15 protein-coding genes are annotated in these 21,234 nt (G+C 66.4%); 6 read left to right on the forward strand and 9 right to left on the reverse strand.

Going from position 1 to position 21,234, the window contains the following annotated elements:
• Positions 1–19: 19 nt before the first annotated feature.
• Positions 20–550, forward strand: a complete 531-nt coding sequence (locus AC6IY7_RS04120; protein WP_497781750.1) for a restriction endonuclease — start codon at positions 20–22, stop codon at positions 548–550.
• Here the strand turns inward: AC6IY7_RS04120 and AC6IY7_RS04125 are convergent.
• Genes AC6IY7_RS04125 through AC6IY7_RS04135 form a run of 3 tightly spaced genes read right to left on the reverse strand, consistent with a single transcriptional unit; the run spans position 525 to position 7,253 of the window.
• A complete protein-coding gene (locus AC6IY7_RS04125; protein ID WP_497781751.1) occupies positions 525–1,412 on the reverse strand; it encodes a transglutaminase family protein in 888 nt (295 codons plus the stop codon). The genes AC6IY7_RS04120 and AC6IY7_RS04125 overlap by 26 nt on opposite strands.
• On the reverse strand, positions 1,409–3,928 hold the full coding sequence (locus AC6IY7_RS04130; protein WP_497781752.1) for a circularly permuted type 2 ATP-grasp protein: 2,520 nt from the start codon (positions 3,926–3,928) through the stop codon (positions 1,409–1,411). The genes AC6IY7_RS04125 and AC6IY7_RS04130 overlap by 4 nt, the downstream gene beginning before the upstream one ends.
• Positions 3,918–7,253 carry a transglutaminase family protein gene (locus AC6IY7_RS04135; protein WP_497781753.1) on the reverse strand — a complete coding sequence of 1,112 codons (3,336 nt, stop codon included), beginning with the start codon at positions 7,251–7,253 and terminating at the stop codon, positions 3,918–3,920. The genes AC6IY7_RS04130 and AC6IY7_RS04135 overlap by 11 nt, the downstream gene beginning before the upstream one ends.
• 502 nt (positions 7,254–7,755) lie before the next feature.
• Here AC6IY7_RS04135 and AC6IY7_RS04140 point away from each other — a divergent pair.
• Positions 7,756–9,378: a hypothetical protein gene (locus AC6IY7_RS04140; RefSeq protein ID WP_497781754.1), complete on the forward strand. Its 1,623-nt coding sequence runs from the start codon at positions 7,756–7,758 to the stop codon at positions 9,376–9,378.
• 114 nt (positions 9,379–9,492) lie between these two features.
• On the opposite strand, the gene AC6IY7_RS04145 is transcribed toward AC6IY7_RS04140, so the two are convergent.
• Positions 9,493–9,831, reverse strand: coding sequence for a hypothetical protein (locus AC6IY7_RS04145; protein ID WP_497781756.1), 339 nt, complete (start codon positions 9,829–9,831; stop codon positions 9,493–9,495).
• A gap of 143 nt (positions 9,832–9,974) precedes the next feature.
• Here AC6IY7_RS04145 and AC6IY7_RS04150 point away from each other — a divergent pair, with 143 nt between their 5' ends.
• The 3 genes from AC6IY7_RS04150 to metH are packed head-to-tail and all read left to right on the forward strand — an operon-like array spanning position 9,975 to position 15,603.
• Positions 9,975–10,988: an ArsR/SmtB family transcription factor gene (locus AC6IY7_RS04150; protein WP_497781757.1), complete on the forward strand. Its 1,014-nt coding sequence runs from the start codon at positions 9,975–9,977 to the stop codon at positions 10,986–10,988.
• A complete protein-coding gene (metF, locus tag AC6IY7_RS04155; RefSeq protein WP_497781759.1) occupies positions 10,988–11,884 on the forward strand; it encodes a methylenetetrahydrofolate reductase [NAD(P)H] in 897 nt (298 codons plus the stop codon). The genes AC6IY7_RS04150 and metF overlap by 1 nt, the downstream gene beginning before the upstream one ends.
• Positions 11,881–15,603, forward strand: coding sequence for a methionine synthase (gene metH, locus AC6IY7_RS04160; RefSeq protein WP_497781761.1), 3,723 nt, complete (start codon positions 11,881–11,883; stop codon positions 15,601–15,603). Before metF ends, metH begins: the two co-directional genes overlap by 4 nt.
• Before the next feature lie 203 nt (positions 15,604–15,806).
• Here metH and AC6IY7_RS04165 read toward each other — a convergent pair whose 3' ends face one another.
• Positions 15,807–16,256, reverse strand: a complete 450-nt coding sequence (locus AC6IY7_RS04165) for a GatB/YqeY domain-containing protein (protein WP_497781762.1) — start codon at positions 16,254–16,256, stop codon at positions 15,807–15,809.
• A gap of 91 nt (positions 16,257–16,347) precedes the next feature.
• Between AC6IY7_RS04165 and carA the strand changes: the two genes are divergently transcribed.
• Positions 16,348–17,538: a glutamine-hydrolyzing carbamoyl-phosphate synthase small subunit gene (gene carA, locus AC6IY7_RS04170; protein WP_497781763.1), complete on the forward strand. Its 1,191-nt coding sequence runs from the start codon at positions 16,348–16,350 to the stop codon at positions 17,536–17,538.
• 19 nt (positions 17,539–17,557) lie between these two features.
• Here carA and AC6IY7_RS04175 read toward each other — a convergent pair whose 3' ends face one another.
• The 4 genes from AC6IY7_RS04175 to lgt form a co-directional block, all read right to left on the reverse strand.
• Positions 17,558–18,301, reverse strand: coding sequence for a hypothetical protein (locus AC6IY7_RS04175; protein WP_497781765.1), 744 nt, complete (start codon positions 18,299–18,301; stop codon positions 17,558–17,560).
• A 219-nt stretch (positions 18,302–18,520) separates the two neighbouring features.
• Positions 18,521–19,318: a peptidoglycan editing factor PgeF gene (pgeF, locus tag AC6IY7_RS04180; RefSeq protein ID WP_497781766.1), complete on the reverse strand. Its 798-nt coding sequence runs from the start codon at positions 19,316–19,318 to the stop codon at positions 18,521–18,523.
• Positions 19,315–20,397, reverse strand: coding sequence for a class I SAM-dependent methyltransferase (locus AC6IY7_RS04185; RefSeq protein WP_497781767.1), 1,083 nt, complete (start codon positions 20,395–20,397; stop codon positions 19,315–19,317). The genes pgeF and AC6IY7_RS04185 overlap by 4 nt, the downstream gene beginning before the upstream one ends.
• Positions 20,394–21,215 carry a prolipoprotein diacylglyceryl transferase gene (gene lgt, locus AC6IY7_RS04190; RefSeq protein WP_497781768.1) on the reverse strand — a complete coding sequence of 274 codons (822 nt, stop codon included), beginning with the start codon at positions 21,213–21,215 and terminating at the stop codon, positions 20,394–20,396. Before lgt ends, AC6IY7_RS04185 begins: the two co-directional genes overlap by 4 nt.
• Positions 21,216–21,234: the final 19 nt, after the last annotated feature.

The raw sequence follows: 21,234 nt of genomic DNA on the forward strand, positions 1-21,234 counted from the left end.
AAAGGCGATCTCGACAGCGATGACGCGCAGCAGAAAGAGACGATGCCTCGCCTTCATCATCGTCTTCACCGCCGCCGCGGGCTGGCTCTGGCCGCATGTCGCCGGCGCCGGCGCGATGGCGCTCGCTTTTGTCGGCGTGCTGCATCTCGCCGTGCTGGCCTATGAGGAGATCGCCTTTCCGCAATATAGCGAGGCGATGAGCCCGGAGGATTATGAGCATTTCTGCGCGGCGCTGCTGCGCGAGGCGCGCTGGAGCGCGCGGGTCACGCGGCTGAGCGGCGATCAGGGCGTCGATATCGTCGCGGAAAAGCGCAAGCGGCGGATCGTCGTCCAGTGCAAGAAATATTCGAAGCCGGTGGGCAACAGGGCCGTGCAGGAGATCGTCGCCGCCATCGCCCATGAGGAGGCCGAGCGCGGAATCGTCGTCGCCGCCAAGGGCTATACGGCCAGCGCGGCGCAGCTCGCCGCCTCCAATGAGGTGCTGCTGCTGCATCATTCGGAGCTGACCAAGATCGACCGGCTGCTCAGGCGGCCTCTTCTATCGGCTTGACGCTCACGCTCACATCGAGCTTCTGCTTTCCTGCGGCGAAAATGACGCCGTCGATCGGCGAGACATCGGCATAGTCACGGCCCTGCGCGATGACGATATGATCGTCGAGCGCGAGAATGGCGTTGGTCGGATCGACGCCGAGCCAGCCGAGCTCGCGCCCGCACCAGACCGAAATCCAGGCGTGCGAGGCGTCGGCGCCCTCGAGCTTCACCGCGCCCGGCGCCGGAATGGTGCGGATATAGCCGCTGACATAGGCCGCCGGCAGGCCGAGCCCGCGCAGGGCGGCGATCATGATGTGGGTGAAATCCTGGCAGACGCCGCTGCGCTTGTCGAAGGCCCGCGCCAGCGGCATGGCGACATGGGTGGCGTTGGGATCATAGACGAAATCGGCTTTGATCCGCCGCATCAGCTCCGCCGCGCCGGCGAGCATGGGACGCCCCGGCGGAAAGCTCTCGCGGGCATAGGCGGTCGCGGGCTCGTAGAGCGGCGCGAGGCGGCTCGGAAACACGAAATGCGCCGGCGCGTCGGGGCCGAGCGACGGCGTCTCCAGCGCCTGCGCGCGCACGACCTCCCAAGGCGGCGTCCGCGCCTCCTGCGGCGGGGCGGCGCGCTCGACGCGCACACGCGCGCTCATCGCAATGCCGAGCTTCACATGGGGCGCGTCGATCTGCGCCTCGGCGACGCGATTGCCGTAGAAATCGACGCGCTCACGCCACTCGCGCGGGGCGGGCGTCACATCGATGCGGCCGAAGACGACGCGCTGGCCGGCGTCGTCGCGCGGCAAAAGGCGCAAAGCGCAGCGCGCCGCGGCGACGGGCGCCTCGTAGCTATAGGTCGTCACATGGGTGATGTCGTAGATCACGCTAACCGGATCGGCTCTTCGAAATGCGCCGCATTGGAGCCCTGCAGGAAGTAGCGGGCGGCGAGCGCATCCGCAAGGCTCATCAAGCGCTGCTCTATGGCGAAGATTTTGGCGGCGTCGAGCTCGGCGGCGTTCGCCACCTCGATCTCGGCGCGCAATTTCACCGCGAGACGCCGCGGCGCCTCCAGCAGGCCGTCGTGGCGCAGGGTCGGCAGAGAGGAGAGATGCTCCACGATCTTGGCCACTTGAAAGCCCACGGAGCGGGGATTGTAGGGATCGAGCGCCGCCATATCGAGCACGGGCGCGAGAGCGGCGCCGGCGAGATAGCGCGAGCGATAGGTGATCTGCGAATCGATCAGCTCGAGCAGAGTGTCGAGACTGTCGATCGTCGCGCCCTCGTCGGCGAATTGGCGGGAGAAGCGGCAGGCGTTGATCGCCCGCTCGACGCGCTTGCCGAGATCGAGGAAGCACCAGCCGGCGACGCGATTGAAATTCTCGTCGATGAGGCCGGAGAGCGCCGCCAGCACATGCAGCGATTGCTCGACGCCCTCCAGAACCTCCGGCTCCGAGGCTGGGCCTTGCGAGAAATCGTCGAGGCGCGCCTCCAGCAGGCGCACGAGATGCCAAATATCCTGCGACAGCCGCTCGCGGACGATGGAGGCGGCGTGCTTGGCCGCGCGGGCGATGGAGAGGGCCGAGCCCGCCGTCTCGGTTCCGCCGGCCGCCGCCAGGGCGAGCTCGGCCGCCGAGAGCCGCGGGTCGCGCGTCGGCGCGGCCCCCCAGGCGAGCAGCAGCCGCTCCAGCCGCTCGATCGGCTGGCGGCCGCTGTAATTGGGCGCATCCGCCTCGGTCAGGCGATTGCACAGAGAGCGCACCAGCCGCAGCGTCGCCTCGGCCCGCTCGAAATAGCGGCCCATCCAGAACAGATTGTCGGCGGCGCGGCTCGGCAGATCGCCGACCATGCGGACGATCTCTATGTCGTCGCTCGTCGGCAGCAGCGTCGAATTATCGGTCGGCCGGTCGCCGAGCACCCAGACATCGGCCGATTGCGCGCCCGCCCCCATGGAGATGGCGCGCACGTCGAGACGATCCGACACGCGGCAGAAGCCGCCCGGCATCACGCGCCAGCCATCGGCCGTGGCGGCGGCGAAGACGCGCAGCGCAAAAGGGCGCGGAACCAGCGCGCCATCCTTCCAGACCGGCGTAGTGGAGAGCTGCACGACCTCCTGGCCGACATAATCCATGCCCCGCGCGCCCATCGCCTGGACGAGCCTTTCGCGCTCGGCGGCGTCGAATTCGGCGCCCAGCGCCACGCGGCGGCCGGGAAAGCCGGCGAGCTGCTCGCCAAAGGCGGGCGCGACGGCGCGGTCCTCCAGCGAGGCGAGCACGGCGTCGCGGGCCTCGTCCTGGCCGCACCACCAGGTGGCGATATTGGCGAGGCGCAAATCCTCGCCGAGCAGGCGGCGGGCGATGGCCGGCAGGAAGGAGAGCAGCGCGCGCGATTCGATGAGGCCTGCGCCCGGCATATTGGCGATGGTGACATTGCCCTCGCGGATCGTGTCGAGCAGGCCCGGCACGCCGAGATGCGAGGCGGCGTTCAATTCCAACGGATCGCACCAATCGGCGTCGACCCGGCGCCACACCACATCGACGCGCTTCAGCCCGGCGATGGTGCGCACATGCAGCTTGCGCTCGCTGGTGACGAGATCGGCGCCCTCGACCAGCAGAAAGCCGAGATAGCGCGCGAGGCTCACCTGCTCGGAATAGGATTCGCTGAACGGGCCCGGCGTCAGCAGGCAGATGCGCGGGTCCTTCTGCTGCGCGGCCTTGGCGAGGGCGGCGCGGAAATCGCGGAAGAAGGGCGCGAGGCGCTCGACCTTCATGTCGCGATAGAGGCGCGGGAAGGTCCGCGCCATCACCAGCCGATTCTCCAGCGAATAGCCGGCGCCCGACGGCGCCTGGGCGCGATCGCCCAGCACCCACCAGCGCCCGTCCGGGCCGCGGCCGATCTCGGCGGCGTAGAAGCGCAGCCAGCGGCCGCCGGGCGGAGTCGCGCCGCTCATGGCGCGGACATAATCGGGCGAGCCGGCGACGACCGCCGCCGGCATCGCCCCTTCCTTGACGAGGCGCTGCTCGCCATAGGAGTCGCGCAGCACCATGTCGAGCAATTCGGCGCGCTGGGCGACGCCTGCGGCGATCTCCCGCCATTCGGCCTGCGGCAGCAGCAGTGGCAGCCGGCTCAACGGCCAGGTGCGCTCCTTGGTCTCGCCGAGCACGCGATAGGAGACGCCCATGTCCCTGATTCGGCGTCCGGCGGCGGCGAAGCGATCGTCTATGTCCTCGCGGCTGAGGCCCCCGAGCGTGTCGAGCAGGCTCGCCCAATGGGCGCGCACGCGCCCGTCCGGCCCGACGAGCTCGTCCGGCACGCCCTCCAGCGGCGCATAGCGGGCGATCCAGGAGGCGACTCGACGCGCCGCTTCTCCCGTGCTCGCATCGATAAACCGCTCAGCCGGCACAACTCCTCCGCAGGTCCAAAGTCAGCGGGAACTCTCCCGCCGGCTCCTCGCGCGGCGGCCTCACCCTGCCGGGCGTATGGCCGTGATCCTGGAACCGCGACAGCCTGCGAGCCTCCGCCTCATGCGAGTTTACCGGAAAAGTGTCGTAGCTGCGACCGCCCGGATGCGCCGTGTGATAGACGCAGCCGCCGAGCGAGCGCTCGCTCCAGCTGTCGATGACGTCGAAGGTCAGAGGCGCATGATCGGGGATGGTCGGGTGCATACCGGAGGGCGGCTGCCAGGCCTTGAAGCGCACGCCCGCGACCGCCTCGCCCGAGGCGCCGGCGCTGGTCATGGGCACACGGCGGCCGTTGCAGGCGATGACATGCCGACCGGGGACGAAGCCCTTGGCCTTCACCTCGACGCGCTCCACCGAGGAATCGACGAAACGCGCGGTGCCGCCGGCGACGCCTTCCTCGCCCAGCACATTCCAGGGCTCCAGCGCCTGCCGGATTTCCAGCTCCACTCCGCCATGCTCGACGCGGCCGGCGAGCGGGCAGCGGAATTCCTTCTGCGCCTCGAACCATTCCGGCTCGAAGGCGTAGCCGGCGCCCTGAAGATCGGCCAGCACATCGAGGAAATCGCGCCAGATGAAATGCGGCAGCATGAAGCGGTCATGCAGCGCCGTGCCCCAGCGCACGAAGCCGCCGCTCTGCGGCTCGCGCCAGAACCAAGCGACGAGCGCGCGCAGCAGCAATTGCTGCGCGAGGCTCATGCGCGCGTCGGGCGGCATCTCGAAGCTGCGGAACTCGACGAGGCCGAGCCGGCCGGTCGGCCCATCCGGCGAATAGAGCTTGTCGATGCAGATTTCGGCGCGATGCGTGTTGCCGGTGACGTCCACGAGCAGATTGCGGAACAGCCGATCGACGAGCCAGGGCGGGAAATTCGTTTCGCCCGCCGGCGGCACATTGGAGATGGCGATCTCCAGCTCGTAGAGCGCGTCGTGACGCGCCTCGTCGACGCGCGGCGCCTGGCTGGTCGGACCGATGAAGAGGCCCGAGAAGAAATAGGAGAGCGCGGGATGGCGCTGCCAATAGAGCACGAGGCTCTTCAATATGTCCGGACGGCGCAGGAAGGGCGAATCGAAGGGCGTCCGGCCGCCGAGCACGACATGATTGCCGCCGCCCGAGCCGGTCTGGCGCCCGTCGATGAGGAATTTGTCGGCGGTGAGCCGCGACTGCCGCGCATCCTCATAGAGGCCGGTCGTCGTCGCCACGGCGTCGCGCCATGTGTCGCCCGGATGGATGTTCACCTCGATGACGCCGGGATCGGGCGTCACCTTGATGACCTCGAGGCGCGGATCGACGGGCGGCGGATAGCCCTCGATATGGATCGGAAGGTCCATCGCCTTCGCCGTCGTCTCCACCGCCGTCAACAGCTCGAGATAGCCCTCGAGCGTTTCGACCGGCGGCATGAAGACGCAGAGCGCGCCGTCGCGCGGCTCGATGGCGAGCGCCGTGCGCACCGCGCCCTCGACGATGAGCTGCTCGCTCGGCTGCTGACGGTTCTGGAGCTCCTGACGTTTCTGGAGCTCCTGGCCGTTCTGCAGCGCCCGGCTTTCGTAGATCTGCCGGAAATAGGCGGGGTCCGGAAGTGGATCGCGCGGCTCGGTCGGGTCCGGCGGATAGGAATAGGGATAGGCGCTCGGCGGCACCCAGGGCAGCGAGCCGATCGGCAGGCGCAGGCCGATCGGCGAATCGCCCGGCGCCAGAAAGAGCCGTCCGCGGCGCAAAGGCCAGCGCTCCGAGACCCAGCGACGCCGGTCGGCGCGCGCGTTCCAGCGCTGCACCGGCAGAACATAGCCCACCGGATTGGCCAAGCCGCGCTCGAAGGCGCGCAACATGCGGACGCGCTCCTCGGCGTCGTCGATCTTCGAATCGAGCGGATCGACATTGATGGGCAGCGCGCCCTCCTTCAGCAGCCAGTGCGAGGGGTCCTCATAGGCCGGGATCACATAGCCCCGCTCGAGACCGAGCCGCTCGGCGAGATCGACGGTGAACGCCTCGCTCTGCTGCGTCGTCGGCGCCGAGGACGCGCCGATGCGGGCGGCGAGCTCGGGGTCGCGCCAGACCGGCTTGCCGTCCTTGCGCCAATAGATCGCGAAGGCCCAGCGCGGCAGGCTCTCGCCCGGATACCATTTGCCCTGCCCGTAATGCAGGAAGCCGCCTCTGGCGAAGCGTTGCTGCAGGCGGCGCACGAGATCGTCGGCGCGCGCCTTCTTGGTGGGGCCGACGGCGGCGATCGTCCATTCCGGCGCTTGGAAATCATCGATGGAGACGAAGGTCGGCTCGCCGCCCATGGTGAGGCGCACGTCTTGCGCCCGCAAATCCTGGTCGACCTTCTCGCCGAGCGCGTCGAGACGCGCCCAGGCTTCGTCCGAGAAAGGCGCGGTGATGCGCGGCGCCTCGCGAATGCGCTGCACCCACATCTCGAAGCCGAACTGGACCTCGGCCGGCTCGACGAGGCCGGAGAGCGGCGCCGCCGAGCGATAATGCGGCGCGCTGCACAGCGGCAGATGGCCCTCGCCGCAGAAGAGGCCCGAGGTGGCGTCGAGGCCGATCCAGCCGGCGCCGGGGATATAGACCTCGGCCCAGGCGTGCAGATCGGTGAAATCGTGATCGGTTCCCTTGGGACCCTCGATCGGATCGACGTCCGCTTTCAATTGGATGAGATAGCCGGAGACGAAACGCGCCGCGAGGCCGAGGCTGCGGAATATCTGCACGAGCAGCCAAGCCGAATCGCGGCAGGAGCCGGCGCCTGCCGCGAGCGTCTCGTCCGGCGTCTGCACGCCGGGCTCCATGCGGAGGACATAGCGAATGTCGCGCTGCAGCCTGGCGTTGAGAGCGACGAGAAAGGGAACGATCGCCATCGCCTGCGACGGGCGCACGCTGTCGACGAACGCCTTGGTCAGCGGCCCGAGCGGCTCCACCTCGAGGCAGGAGGCGAGCTCGGTCCGCAGCTCCTCCGGATAGGCGAAGGGGAAGGTTTCCGCATAGGGCTCGACGAAAAAGTCGAAGGGATTGTAGACGGCGATCTCGGCATGGAGGTCGACCTCGATGCGGAACTCCTCCGCCTTCTCCGGAAAGACGAGGCGCGCCAGCCAATTGCCGTGCGGGTCCTGCTGCCAATTGATGAAATGATTGGCCGGCGCGATCTTGAGGGAATAGCTCGGCACGCGTGTGCGGCAATGGGGCGCGGGCCGCAGCCGGACGACCTGCGGCCCGAGCGCGACCGGCCGATCATATTTGTAATGGGTGAGATGGTGGAGCGCGACCTTGATCGACACGAGCTGCTTCGCCTCGGAGCGACGCCGGAAAAGGGGCGACGGGCGATTAGCTTACGCGCTCGGCGGCGTGTCAATCGCGCTTGCGGGAAACTGCGGCTCTTTGCCGGAAATTGCCGCATGACGCGCGCCGCCGGGGCGGCGGGCGCCGACCATTTCGGCGCCTGAGGCTGGCTCCGAGCCCGGCTGCGCTATGGCCGCGGGACATGGCTCGAAGCGTCTTTCGAAACAGGAGACAACCTCGCCTCACCGCTTCGCGTCACCGTTTCGCGGCGCCGCTTTCGCCGGCGGCGCAGCGTGAAGGAAGCGGGCTTCTTGCTGCGCGGTCCATCAAAATGTATTTCTCTCCGCGAGGCGAAGGGGCCGCCCGTCGCTGGCGGCTGGTCCCGAGGTCGTCGGTAGAACCGGTCGCAAAGAACCAAAAAAAGGTCGGGGGGATATATTGACCATTTTCGATGAGATAACCGGGCGGTATGGAGACTCTTACGCCAACGAGTTTCGCAGCGTGATCCAGGAATTTGCGCCGAACGCGTCACGTTTCCTCGAGTGGGGCAGCGGAGAGACGACCAAGATATTATGCGAGATTGCTCGAGAAAAGCCCAATCCCCTCGTTCTGAGCATAGACGACAACGCCGACTATCTGAATTCCGTAGCCGAAGGTCTTCCCTTCTATAGCTTCCTGCATTTTCGGCGTCTCGACCTCCAGGGCCCGTCTTTCTCCCAGGAGGATCAGCCTCCCTCCTATTCCTCCTATCCGTTCTTCATTCACATGGAATTCGATGTCGCCTTCGTGGACGGAAGGCGGCGGGCGGAATGCGCGCTCACCGCGGCGCAAGTCGTCGTCGAGGGCGGCATCGTGATCATGCACGACTGGCGACGTTCACGCTATGCGCCAGCGCGCGCGCTGTTCGAGACGCTTCATGAAGGCGACCAGATGTTGGTGCTGCGCCCACGGCCGCTGCCGCGCCGCCCGAGTCGGCGCGCCGAAGAGCGCCGCGTCGTCATCGTTCCGGTGAATGGAAAGCGCGCCGAGCGCGAGTTCGAGATCACGCGCCACTTCGCGGAAGCCTATGCCGCCTTCGTGGGAGCCGATTTCGCGGTCGTCGGCCAATCGTCGACGCTGCCGCCGCATCGGCTGAAATCTGCGGCGCTGGACGTCGCAGAGGGCTATGATCGGACGCTGCTGCTCGACGCCGATGTGCTGATCCGGCCCGGAGCGCCCGACCTCTTCGAAATCACGCCGGAGGCGAGCCTCGGCGCTTTCGTCGAGGGCCACTTGTTCCCACGCGAGGATTGGTGCGGAATATTGAATCATGTCTATGGCGCCGACGGCGTCTTGACTCCACAGGAGTATTTCAACAGCGGCGTGCTCGTCATGTCGAGGAGCAATCTATCGCTGCTTCGCGCGCTGCGTGAGGAAGTCTTGTGGGGACATCCGCAATTCGAGCAAGGTTTTCTCAACATCCGACGGCTGTCGCTCGGCATACCGCTGTTCCCCCTGCCGCTCGACTTCAACTATATCCCCGCCACGAAAGCGGCGCCCAATGATTGGCGCCGCTCCTTTTTCTTTCACCCCGCGGGAAGCGAAAAAGAAGGATGTCGCTTCCGCGAGCTTTGGGCCGACAAATCCGGAGAGGCGACGGCTTTTTCTCTGCAACCCCTGACGCCGGCGCACACCCGCGCCGGACGTTTGCGGCAGGCCTTCGAGCAAATCTCGGGAAAAACGGTTCGGATCCTCGATCCGACGGATCTGCAATACGACACGAAGCACGCCCGGCCGATCTTGGACAGCAATCAGGAAATCGTCGTCTTCTTCAAGCCGCAGGCCGATCCGTCGATGCGGCCATTGTCGGTCTGGGGACCCTATATCACGCTGCCCCCCGGCCGATGGCGCCTGCAATTCCTGAAGCTCGACGGTTCCGCTTTCGTCTACCGCGGCGCGGCGTTCGACGTCGCCTCGAATATCGGCGGCGTCTATCTCGTCGAGCCGCTCGAATGGCCCGAGGATGGAGCGGTCGAGTTCCATCTGGATCAGGAAACCGAGAATATCGAGTTCCGGATCTACGCTTTCGGAGGGAGCGCGGAACTCGCCTATCTGCGGCTGGAGCATCTCTCGCCGCAGGCGTGACCGGCCGCGAGCGCGGCGGCGCTTTTTATCGAAAGGCTCAGGAGGCGTCGGCGGCCGAGGGCGGCGGCAGCTGCTCCTCCCGCCAGAAGGCGACGCCGCCCCGCCCGCCGCGCTTCATGCTGTAGCGCGCGGCGTCGGCGCGGGCCGGCCGATGGCGTAGCGGCGCTCCCAGACCCGCGCCTCATCGGCGAGGATCGTCGCCTGCGCCGCCCGCCGCTGATAGGCGAGAACGAGGAAAATGCTCGCTATATCGACCGCGACGCCGGCGAGCGTCAGCACGAGGAGCGCGAGATCCTGTTTCCTCGCGGCAAGCAGCAGGCCGACGCAGGCCAGAGCGACGCCCATGAACGCCACCGGCATGACCGGGCGGGCGACCATGTCGACCAGCTCGACATAAGCGGCGTCGGGAAGCGGCGCCGAGCTCCGAGAGGTTTGTCCGAGACGCCGCCACATGCACACCGCCAACGCTGTCTCAACTATAGCCGGCGCTCTCGAAATCCAGCGTCGCGGAACCGCGTGACGCGTCTTGATTTCCGTTGAGACGACGTATATAGATATCTTTATATCTAGTCAGCGAAGCTCCCGACGAACACCAAATGACCAACTCCAGACGCCCCCTTTTGCTCGAACCCGCGCTCGCCGCCCTCAATGCGGCCGGCGAGGAGACGCGGCTGCGTCTCCTCGGCCTGCTCGCGGAGACGGAGCTCACGGTGAGCGAGGCCGTCGCCATTCTCGGCCAGTCGCAGCCGCGCGTCTCACGCCATTTGAAGCTGCTCGTCGAGGCGGGCCTCATCGAGCGGCGCCGCGAGGGCGCCTGGGCCTTCTTCCGTCTGGCCGCCGCCGACGCGCCGGGCGAGATCGCCCGCAGCGTCGTCTCCTGGCTCGATCCGCTCGATCCGCGCATCGCCGGCGACCGCGCCCGGCTCGCCGAGGTGCGGCAGGCCCGCGCCGAAAACGCCGCCCGCTATTTCGCCGAGCATGCGCGCGAATGGGACGCCATACGCTCGCTGCATGTGCCAGAGGCGCAGGTCGAGGCCGCCATTCGCGACGCGGTGGGCGAGAAGCCGCTGCGCCGGCTGCTCGATCTCGGCGCCGGCACCGGCCGCATGCTGGAGCTGTTCGCGCCGCAGGCGGAGCAGGCCGTCGGCGTCGATCTCTCCTCCGCCATGCTCGCCGTCGCCCGCGGGCGGCTGGAGAAAGCCGGCGCGCGCAATGTGCAGCTGCGCCAAGGCGACATGTATGCGCTCCCCATAGAGCGCAATAGCTGCGATCTCGTCATCGTGCATCAGGTTCTGCATTATCTCGACGATCCCGGCCGCGCGCTGCGCGAGGCGGCGCGCACGCTCGCGCCCGGCGGCCGAATGCTGGTCGTCGATTTCGCGCCGCATCGCGAGGAGACTTTGCGCGACGAGCACGCGCATCGACGCCTCGGCTTCGCGCAGCAGGAGGTCGCCGCGCTGCTCGAGCAGGCGGGGCTCGAGGCGCTGCGTCACCACGACCTCGCGCCTTCCGCCGACGACGGCGGGAAGCTCACCGTTTCCCTGTGGCTGGCGCGCGATCCGCGCGTCATCGCCGATCCCCTTCCCCGAGCGAGCTTTGAGACCGCCTGATGTCCGACAATCGCAGCCTGTGGCCGACGGGCCATTTCGATATCTCCTATGAGTTCTTCCCGCCGAAGACTCCGGAGATGGAGATTCAGCTCTGGGACTCGATCGCGCGCCTCGCGCCTTTGAAGCCCAAATTCGTCTCCGTCACCTATGGAGCCGGCGGCTCCACGCGCGAGCGCACGCATAATATCGTCGCCCGCCTCGTCGCCGAGACCGACATATTGCCGGCCGCACATCTGACCTGCGTCTCCGCCTCGCGCGGCGAGATCGACGAGATCGTGCGCGGCTATCGGGACGCCGGCGTGCGTCATATCGTGGCGTTGCGCGGCGATCCGCCGACCGGCGTCGGCACGACATTCGAGCCGCATCCGCTAGGCTATCGCAGCTCCACCGAGCTGGTGCGCGGCATTCGCGCGATCGGCGATTTCGAGATTTCCGTCTCCACCTATCCGGAAGGCCATCCCGAGAGCCGCACGATCGAGGACGATCTCGACGCGCTCGAGGCCAAGATCGACGCCGGCGCGACGCGCGCCATCACGCAATTCTTCTTCGAGAACGACGTCTATTTCCGCTTTCTCGACAAGGCGCGCGCCAGAGGAATCACGATCCCGATCGTGCCCGGCATCATGCCGGTGCAGAACTTCAAGCAGACCGCCAATTTCGCGCGCAAGGCCGGCGCGAGCGTGCCCGACTGGCTCGCGCATCGCTTCGATGGATTGGACGACGATCCGGTGACGCGCCGGCTCATCGCCGCCGCTGTCGCCGCCGAGCAGGTGCTCGGCCTCGCCGAAGGCGGCGTGAAGGAATTCCATTTCTACACAAACAATCGCGCCGATCTCGTCTTCGCGATCTGCCATCTTCTGGGCGTGCGCCCCGTCACCGAGAAAGTCGCAGCATGAGTTTCGACAAGAACCACGGACCGAAGATTCTCGCGGCGCTGGAGAAGGCGGCGAGCGAGCGCATTCTCGTGCTCGACGGCGCCATGGGCACGATGATCCAGCGCCACAAATTCACCGAGGCCGATTTTCGCGGCGAGCGCTTCGAGGATCACGGAAAAGATCTGCGTGGCGACAATGACCTGCTGACGCTGACGCAGCCGGCCGCGATCAAGGCGATTCATCGCGCCTATCTCGAAGCCGGCGCAGACATCATCGAGACCAACACATTCTCCTGCACCACCATCGCGCAGGCCGATTACGGCCTCGAGCATATCGTCTATGAGCTCAATTACGAAGGCGCACGCCTCGCCCGCGCCGCGGCCGACGAAGTGGCGCGCGAGACCGGCGTGCCGCGCTTCGTCGCCGGCTCCATGGGCCCGACCAATCGCACCGCGTCGATCTCGCCGGACGTGTCGAATCCCGGCTTTCGCGCCGTCACTTTCGACGATCTGCGCGCCGCCTATCTCGAGGAGGCGCTCGGCCTGTTGGAGGGCGGCGCCGATATTCTGCTGATCGAGACGATCTTCGACACGCTGAACGCCAAAGCGGCGATCTATGCGGTGGAGGATGCTTTCGAGAAGGTCGGCACGCGCTTTCCGGTGATGATCTCCGGCACCATCACCGATCTCTCCGGCCGCACGCTCTCCGGCCAGACGGCGGCGGCCTTCTGGAACTCGATTCAACATGCGAAGCCTTTCTCCATCGGCTTCAATTGCGCGCTCGGCGCGCGCGAGATGCGCCAACATATCGCCGAGGTCGCGCGCATCGCCGACACGCGAATCTGCGCCTTCCCCAACGCCGGCCTGCCGAACGAGTTCGGCCTCTATGACGAGAGCCCGGAATATATGGCCGAGCTGGTCGGCGAATTCGCCAAGTCCGGCCTCGTCAATGTGGTCGGCGGCTGCTGCGGCACGACGCCGCCGCATATCGCCGCCATCGCCGGCGCCATGAAAGGCGTCGCGCCGCGCAAGATTCCGGAAATCGCACCGCTGCTGCGCCTCGCCGGCCTCGAGCCTTTCACGCTGACCAAGGACATTCCCTTCGTCAATGTCGGCGAGCGCACCAATGTCACGGGCTCGGCCAAATTCCGCAAGCTCATCACCGCCGGCGATTACGCCGCGGCGCTGGATGTGGCGCGCGATCAAGTGGCCAATGGCGCGCAGGTCATCGACATCAATATGGACGAGGGCCTGCTCGATTCGAAAAAGGCGATGGTCGAGTTCCTCAATCTGCTCGCCGCCGAGCCCGATATCGCGCGCGTGCCGGTGATGGCCGATTCGTCGAAATTCGAGGTGATCGAAGCCGGCCTGCAATGTCTGCAGGGCAAGGGCGTCGTCAACTCCATCTCGCTGAAGGAAGGCGAGGAGAAATTCATCGAGGCGGCGACCAAGGTGCGCCGCTATGGCGCCGCCGTCGTCGTCATGGCCTTCGACGAAGCCGGACAGGCCGACACTTTCGCGCGCAAGGTGGAGATCTCCGGCCGCGCCTATAAGATCCTCGTGGAGCAAGTCGGCTTTCCGCCGCAGGACATCATCTTCGATCCCAATATTTTCGCGGTCGCGACGGGTATCGAAGAACATTGCAATTACGGCGTCGACTTCATCGACGCGGCGCGCGCGATCAAGACGACTCTGCCGCACGCCCATGTGTCGGGCGGCGTGTCGAACCTCTCCTTCTCCTTCCGCGGCAATGAGCCGGTGCGCGAGGCGATGCACTCCGTCTTCCTCTATCACGCCATTGCGGCGGGGATGGATATGGGCATCGTCAACGCCGGCCAGCTCGCGGTCTATGAGAAGATCGATCCGCAGCTGCGCGAAGCCTGCGAGGATGTGGTGCGCAATCGCCGGCCGGACGCCACCGAGCGCCTGGTCGAGATCGCCGAGCGCTTCAAGGGCGCCGGCGCCAAGGCGGCGGAGAAGGACGCCGCGTGGCGCGAGGCGAGCGTCGAGAAACGTCTCGAATATGCGCTGGTCAATGGCGTCGCCGATTATGTCGAGCAGGATGTGGAGGAAGCGCGGCTCGCGTCCAAGCGCCCGCTCGACGTCATCGAAGGCCCGCTGATGGCCGGCATGAATGTCGTCGGCGACCTCTTCGGCCAGGGCAAGATGTTCCTGCCGCAAGTGGTGAAATCGGCGCGCGTGATGAAGCAGGCCGTCGCGCATCTCCTGCCCTACATGGAGGAGAATAAAGAGCAGCGCTCCACCGCCGGCAAGATTCTTCTCGCGACGGTGAAGGGCGACGTCCACGACATCGGCAAGAACATCGTCGGCGTCGTGCTCGGCTGCAATAATTTCGAGATCATCGATCTCGGCGTGATGGTGCCGACCGCCAAGATTCTCGAAACGGCGAAGCGCGAGCAGGTCGATATCATCGGCCTCTCCGGCCTCATCACGCCCTCGCTCGACGAAATGTGCTTCGTCGCCTCCGAGCTGGAGCGCGAAGGTTTTTCGGTGCCGCTGCTCATCGGCGGCGCGACGACGAGCCGCGTGCATACGGCGGTGAAGATCAGCCCCAATTATGTGGCGGGCCAGGCCGTCTATGTGACCGACGCCTCCCGCGCGGTGGGCGTCGCGCAGGCGCTGCTGTCGCTGACGACGCGCGAGACCTATGTCGCCAAGACGCGCGAGGAATATGAGAAGGTCGCAGAGGCTCATGCGCGCGCGCAGATCGACAAGCAGCGCGTCTCACTCGCTTCCACGCGCGCCAATGCGCTGAAGATCGATTGGAGCGCATATGAGCCGCCGAAGCCGAGCTTTATCGGCGCGCGCGTCTTCGCCTCCTACGATGTGGCGGAGCTCGTTCCCTATATCGATTGGACGCCCTTCTTCCAGACATGGGAGCTCAAGGGCCGCTATCCGGCGCTGCTCGACGACCCCGAGCGCGGGCCGGCGGCGCGGCAATTGTTCGAGGATGCGCAGGCGATGCTGGCGCGCATCCTCGAGGAGCGCTGGTTCAATCCCAAGGCCGTCATCGGCTTCTGGCCCGCCAATGCGGTCGGCGACGACATAGCGCTCTACACCGGCGAGGGCCGCGTCGAACGGCTGGCGACGCTGCATACGCTACGCCAGCAGCTCACGCGCCGCGACGGCAAGCCCAATGTGGCGCTGTCCGATTTCGTCGCGCCGGAAGGCTCCGGCAGAGCCGATTACATCGGCGCTTTCGTCGTCACCGCCGGCGCGCAGGAGGCGAAGATTTCCGAGCGCTTCGCGCGCGCCAATGACGACTATGGCGCGATCATGGTGAAGGCGCTCGCCGATCGTCTGGCTGAGGCCTTCGCCGAGCGCATGCATCAGCGCGTGCGCCGCGAGTTCTGGGGCTATGCGGCGGATGAGACGCACACGCCGGATCAACTCCTCGCCGAGGATTATCGCGGCATTCGCCCGGCGCCGGGCTATCCGGCGCAGCCCGACCATACGGAGAAGGCGACGATCTTCGATCTGCTGGAAGCGACGAAGCGCACCGGCGTGGCGCTCACGGAGAGCTACGCCATGACGCCGGCGTCATCGGTGAGCGGACTCTATTTCGCGCATCCGCAGGCGCATTATTTCGGCGTCGCCAAAGTGGAGCGCGATCAGGTCGAGGATTACGCGGCGCGCAAGGGCGTCGCCGTCGCCGAGATCGAGCGCTGGCTCGCGCCCGTGCTCAACTATGAGACGCGCGTCGTCGAGCCGGCGGAGTGAGGCGACTCGACGTTCTCCCTTCTCCCGCTTGCGGGAGAAGGTGGCCTCGCGAAGCGAGGTCGGATGAGGGCCCCTCGACCTCTCGCGGCGCCTCGTCATCATCGGCGTTCGGTCATTCCTCCCGAGCGGGCCGGCCCTCATCCGACCCTCGCTGACGCGAGGGCCACCTTCTCCCGCCCTGCGGGAGAAGGAAGGCAGCGCCCCTAGCCGCCGAGCGCCGCCTTGACCGCGGCGCTGGCCTTGCCGAAATCGATGCGACCCGTATATTTCGCCTTGAGCGCGGCTACGACCTTGCCCATATCCTTGATCGAGGCGGCGCCCGTCTCGGCGATGGCCGCCGTTATCGCCTCGGCGACCTCGGCCTCGCCGAGCTGCTGCGGCAGATAGGCGGCGATCACCGCGATCTCGGCGCGCTCCTTCTCGGCGAGCTCGGGACGGCCGCCCTTCTCGTAGATTTCCACCGATTCCTGACGGCTCTTCACCATTTTCTGCAGCAGAGCGAGAATATCGTCGTCGCCGAGCGTCTTGCCGGTGGCGCGCGCCTCTATGTCGCGATCCTTGAGCCCCGCGGTGATCATGCGGATCGTCTCGACCTTCTGCTTTTCGCCACTCTTCATCGCCGTCTTGAGGTCGGCCGTGAAACGTTCGCGCATTGTATTTCCACTTCGCAGTGAAATGTTCTAGGGGAAGGCGGGCGCCGCGATGGCGGCGCGCCGGCGGATGAGGGTGAGGCATAGAGCGCGGATGAGCCCGGATCAAGACGAAGCGACGGGGTGGACGGTTCCGGTCCACACGGGGGTTCTGGTTCTCGCCAGCGGCGAGGCGATTTTCGGCTTCGGCTTCGGCGCCGTCGGCTCGGCCGTCGGCGAGGTCTGCTTCAACACAGCCATGACCGGCTATCAGGAAATCCTCACTGATCCATCCTACGCCGGGCAGATCGTCACCTTCACCTTTCCCCATATCGGCAATGTCGGCGTCAATGACGAGGATGTCGAGACCGTCGATCTCCAGAACCGGGCCGGCGCGCGCGGCGTCATCGTGGCGGCGCCCTCGGGCGATCCGTCCAACTATCGGGCGCTGCGGCCGCTCGGCGAATGGCTCGCCGCGCGCGGGATCATCGGCCTCTGCGGCATGGACACGCGCGCGCTGACGACGCTGATCCGCGAGAAGGGCATGCCCAACGCCGTCATCGCCTATGCGCCGGACGGCGTCTTCGATCTTTCCGCGCTGCGCGCCGAAGCGGCTGCCTGGCCGGGCATAGACGGCATGGACCTCGTGCCCTCTGTCACCGCGCCCGCGCGCTATGATTGGGACGAGACCGTCTGGCGGCAGGCCTCCGGCTATGGCAAGCGCGACGGGATCAAATTCCGCGTCGTCGCCGTGGACTATGGCGTCAAGCGCAACATTCTGCGCCTATTGGCGGAGGCCGGCTGCGAGGTGATCGTCGTGCCGGCCACGACCAGCGCGAAGGACATTCTCGCGCTCGCGCCGGATGGCGTGTTCCTCTCCAACGGGCCGGGCGATCCGGCCGAGACCGGCAAATACGCCGTGCCCACCATTCGCGAGCTCTTGGCGCAGAAGGTGCCGACTTTCGGCATTTGCCTCGGCCATCAGATGATGGCGCTCGCCGTCGGCGCCAAGACGCAGAAAATGCCGCAAGGCCATCACGGCGCCAATCATCCGGTGAAGGATTTCACCACCGGCAAGGTTGAGATCGTCTCGATGAACCACGGCTTCGCCGTGGATCGCGACAGCCTGCCGGCCAATGTCGTCGAGACGCATCGCTCGCTGTTCGACGGCTCCAATTGCGGCATCGCGCTCGCCGACCGCCCGGCCTTCTCGGTGCAGCACCATCCCGAGGCCTCGCCCGGCCCGCAGGACAGCCATTATCTCTTCGCGCGCTTCGTCGATATGATGGAGAAGGCGCGGGCGTGAGCCGCGCGCCGAGCCGGACTCACTCGAACCAATCGACGGGGAACGGGCCGCCCGCGCAATATTGCCGTTCGGCCCAGTCGCGAAAGGCGGGCTCCTCATGCGGACGCAAATAGACCGCAATGAGAGCTTCCCCATTGTCCGACAGCGCGACCACGAAGCGGCCCTTGCGCAAATGCGCCACGAGAGCATTCATGGCTTCGAAAAAAGGCGTGAGATCGGGCCGTTTCTCATCGCTGATTTCGACGGTGCCGGAATGTCCGTCCGCCAGAACGACATGGCCGATGAGCCGATCTCGTCGATGTGATTCCGTCACCGACTGAACGACGAAATCGCCGCACGCCAAGGATTCGAGCTCGCCCACATGCTGCGGCAAATATTCTCCGGGCGCGTGCTCGTCGACGATGCAAATCTCCATTGCGTTTTCGAAAATCGAAAAGCTATGTGCTTCGAGCAGATCGCTCAGCTGCTCGTCGTCCAAGCTCGATAGGCGCGGCAATATGTCGTCTATATCGTCGAAGCCATCGAACGCAGCTGTTTCGCCGGCCAGAGACCACAGCATCAGAAGGTCGAACGCGTTGGTTCCGTCTCTCGCCTCGCCGGAAATATAATTCGTGAATTCGTCGCCATCGTAGAAGTCGGCGAAACTCGCCATGAACCGAGTGACGATCAGCTCTCGATCGAGATCGGGGCGTATTCGCAGGCCGGCCGCCTCGAGCCGCCGCAGCGATTCGCGCACGAATTGCTTGTTCGTCTCGCTCGACAAGAGCGAGAGCGCCGTAGCATTCCGCTTCGAGAAAATCGCTTCGGACGAGGCCGCCGCCCGAGCCGGAAAAATGCGTCCGATCAGCTTAGCCCAAATCGACATAATCTAATCTCCCGATACGCGGAGGCCGAAAATGCAGTTTACAACCATATCGAGCCGACGTCATTGCGAGCGAAGCGATCCGGAGTCGCGGGACGGCTACTGGGGATTGCTTCGTCGCTAGGCTCCTCGCAATGACGACCCGATCGCGATCGCCGACACCAGCCGCCCATAATCCGGCTCCTTGCGATGCACGCTGCGGCGATAGCTGAAGCAGCGCGTCTCATCGGCGTAAGTGTCGATGCGCAAATTCTCGAAGGAGGCGACATTCGTCGCCTCGACGCGCCGCGTGACGAAAGCGGGCAGATCGAACATGGAATGCCCCTCGCGCGTCGAAGGCGTGAAGAAACGCGCGAAGCCCGCTTCCTCGGCCAAAAACCGCTCGACGAATTCCGCGCCCACCTCGTAGCTCTCGCGGCCGATCGCCGGGCCGAGCGCGACATGAATATCGGCGCGATGCGCGCCGCGCGTCTCCATCACCGCGATCGTCGCCTCGATCATGCCGGTGAGCGCGCCCTTCCATCCCGCATGGCAGGCGCCGATGACGCCGGCGCTTGCGTCGGCGAAGAGCAGCATGCCGCAATCGGCGCCGGTGACGCCGAGCGCCAGCCCTTCGACATCGGTGACGAGCCCGTCGCAGCGCGGCCGCTCGGCCTCCGCCCAAGGCGCGGCGACGTAAAGCGCGTCGCGCGAATGAATTTGATAGGGCACGAGCAGACGATGCGCCTCTGCGCCCAGACGCCGCGCCATGCGCGCGCGATTCTCGGCGACGCGCGCGGAATCATCGCTGGAGCCCACCCCGCCGTTGAGCGACGCATAGACGCCCTCCGACACGCCGCCCGCGCGCGTGAAAAACGCGTGGCGCACGCCCGGCAGCGCGAGATTGCCGGCGCCCAGCGCTGCGAGCCCGTCACTCATTGGAAAAACCCTGGCAGAAGCGGCATGTCTGGATGCGTCACGGCGATGACCTTGAACAATTCGCCCATATCGCGCTTGGGATCGCCGGCGCCGATGAGACGCGCGAGCGCAATGTCGATCTCGGCGCGCTGCTCTGTGGTCGCGCGCTTCTTCAAAGCTTCGGCGCGCTCGACGACGCCGAGCTGTCGCAGAAAGGCGCCCTGCGTCACCGGCCCCTGCACTTTCGCGCCGGCGGCCGTCGCGGCGCGCGCCAGCGCGGCGAAATCGACATGGGTGGTGAGATCGGCGTCGCCCGGCGCCTCCAGTGGATCGACATAGGCGTGGCGCGCCACGGCCTGCAATGTCTCGCCCAGCGCCGTCTGCATATAGCCATAGTCGATGACGAGCAGCGCGCCGCCCTGCGCGACGAGACGCGCGGCGATGTCGCGCATGATGCGCGCGCCGATCGCGCCGATCTCTATGACCGAACCCTCCGGCGCGGCGACGGTGAGATCGGACTCGATACGCTCGCCGACGCCGAAGGCGAGCGCGCCGCTCTCGTCCAGGCCGACGAGCCGCTCGCTCCAGCCGCGCTCGGTCTGCACGAAATGGCGCACCGGCAGCGCGTCGAAAAACTCATTGGCGATGATGATCGCCGGCCCCTCCGGAACGCGCGCGACATCCGCGCTCCAGGAGACGGGCGTCGGCGCCGCGGCGAGCGTCTGCCGCTGCCGCGCCTCGAGCACGGGGCTCGTCTCGACGAGATGCGCGTCGATCGCGACGAGAAAATCCGGCGCGATGCGCGCGACGCGCAGCGCATCGGCCATCAACGTGCCGCGTCCCGGCCCGAGCTCGACGAGACGAGTCGGCGAAGGCGCGCCCGCCGCGCGCCAAGCCTCCTGCGCGAAGAGGCCAATGAGCTCGCCGAACATTTGGCTGATCTCCGGCGCGGTGATGAAATCGCCGCCCGCGCCGAAAGGATCGCGCGTCATGTAATAGCCCTTGGTCGGATGCGACAGGGCGAGCGACATGTAATGCTCGAGCGTGATCGGCCCTTCCTGCGCGATGAGCTCGATAATGTCGTCGCGCAATGCGCTCATGCTTCGACTCTTTGCGGGCGCAGCGCATAGGCGATGAGCGCGGCGCCGACGAGGATCATCGGCGCCGACAGCGCCATTCCCATGGTGAGGCCATTGTCCAGCGCTTCCGAGAGCGGATCGGGCTCGCGGAAAAACTCGCTGACGATACGCGCGACGCCGTAACCCGCGCCGAACAGGCCCGTGGCGAGGCCCGGCCGCTTCAGCGCGCCGCGCTGCGCGGCGATGGCGAGCAGAATATAGAGCGCGACGCCCTCGAGCCCCGCCTCATAGAGCTGGCTCGGGTGGCGTGGCGCGTCGCCGGCGCCGGGAAACACCATGGCCCAGGGAACATCGCTCTCGCGGCCCCACATCTCCGGCTTGATGAAATTGGCGAGGCGGCCGAAGAAAATGCCGATCGGCGCGACGGTCGCGCAAATATCGCTGATAGTGAGCGCGAAAATCTTCTCGCGCCAGGCGAACAGCGTCATGCCGACGATCGCGCCGATGAGCCCCCCGTGAAAGGCCATGCCGCCTTTCCAGGTTTTGATGATCTCTTCCGGATGCGCGAAGTAGAAGGCGCGCTCATAGAAGAGCACATGGCCGAGGCGTCCGCCGATGATGACGCCGAGCGCGACATAGACGAGCAGATCGTCGAGGCGCTCGGCCGAGGGATGAGCGGTCTTTCCCCAAAGATGCTCGCACGACACGAGCCGGCGCGCATAGAGCCAGCCGAGCGCGAGCCCGGCGATATAGGCCAGCGCATACCAGCGGATGGGCAGAGGTCCGATCTCGAGGAGAACCGGGTCGATCATCGGAAAGGGGAGCGCGAGGAAAGGCATGACGACTCGTGGTTGCATC

This window comes from Methylosinus sp. is20ea (genome assembly GCF_059718135.1).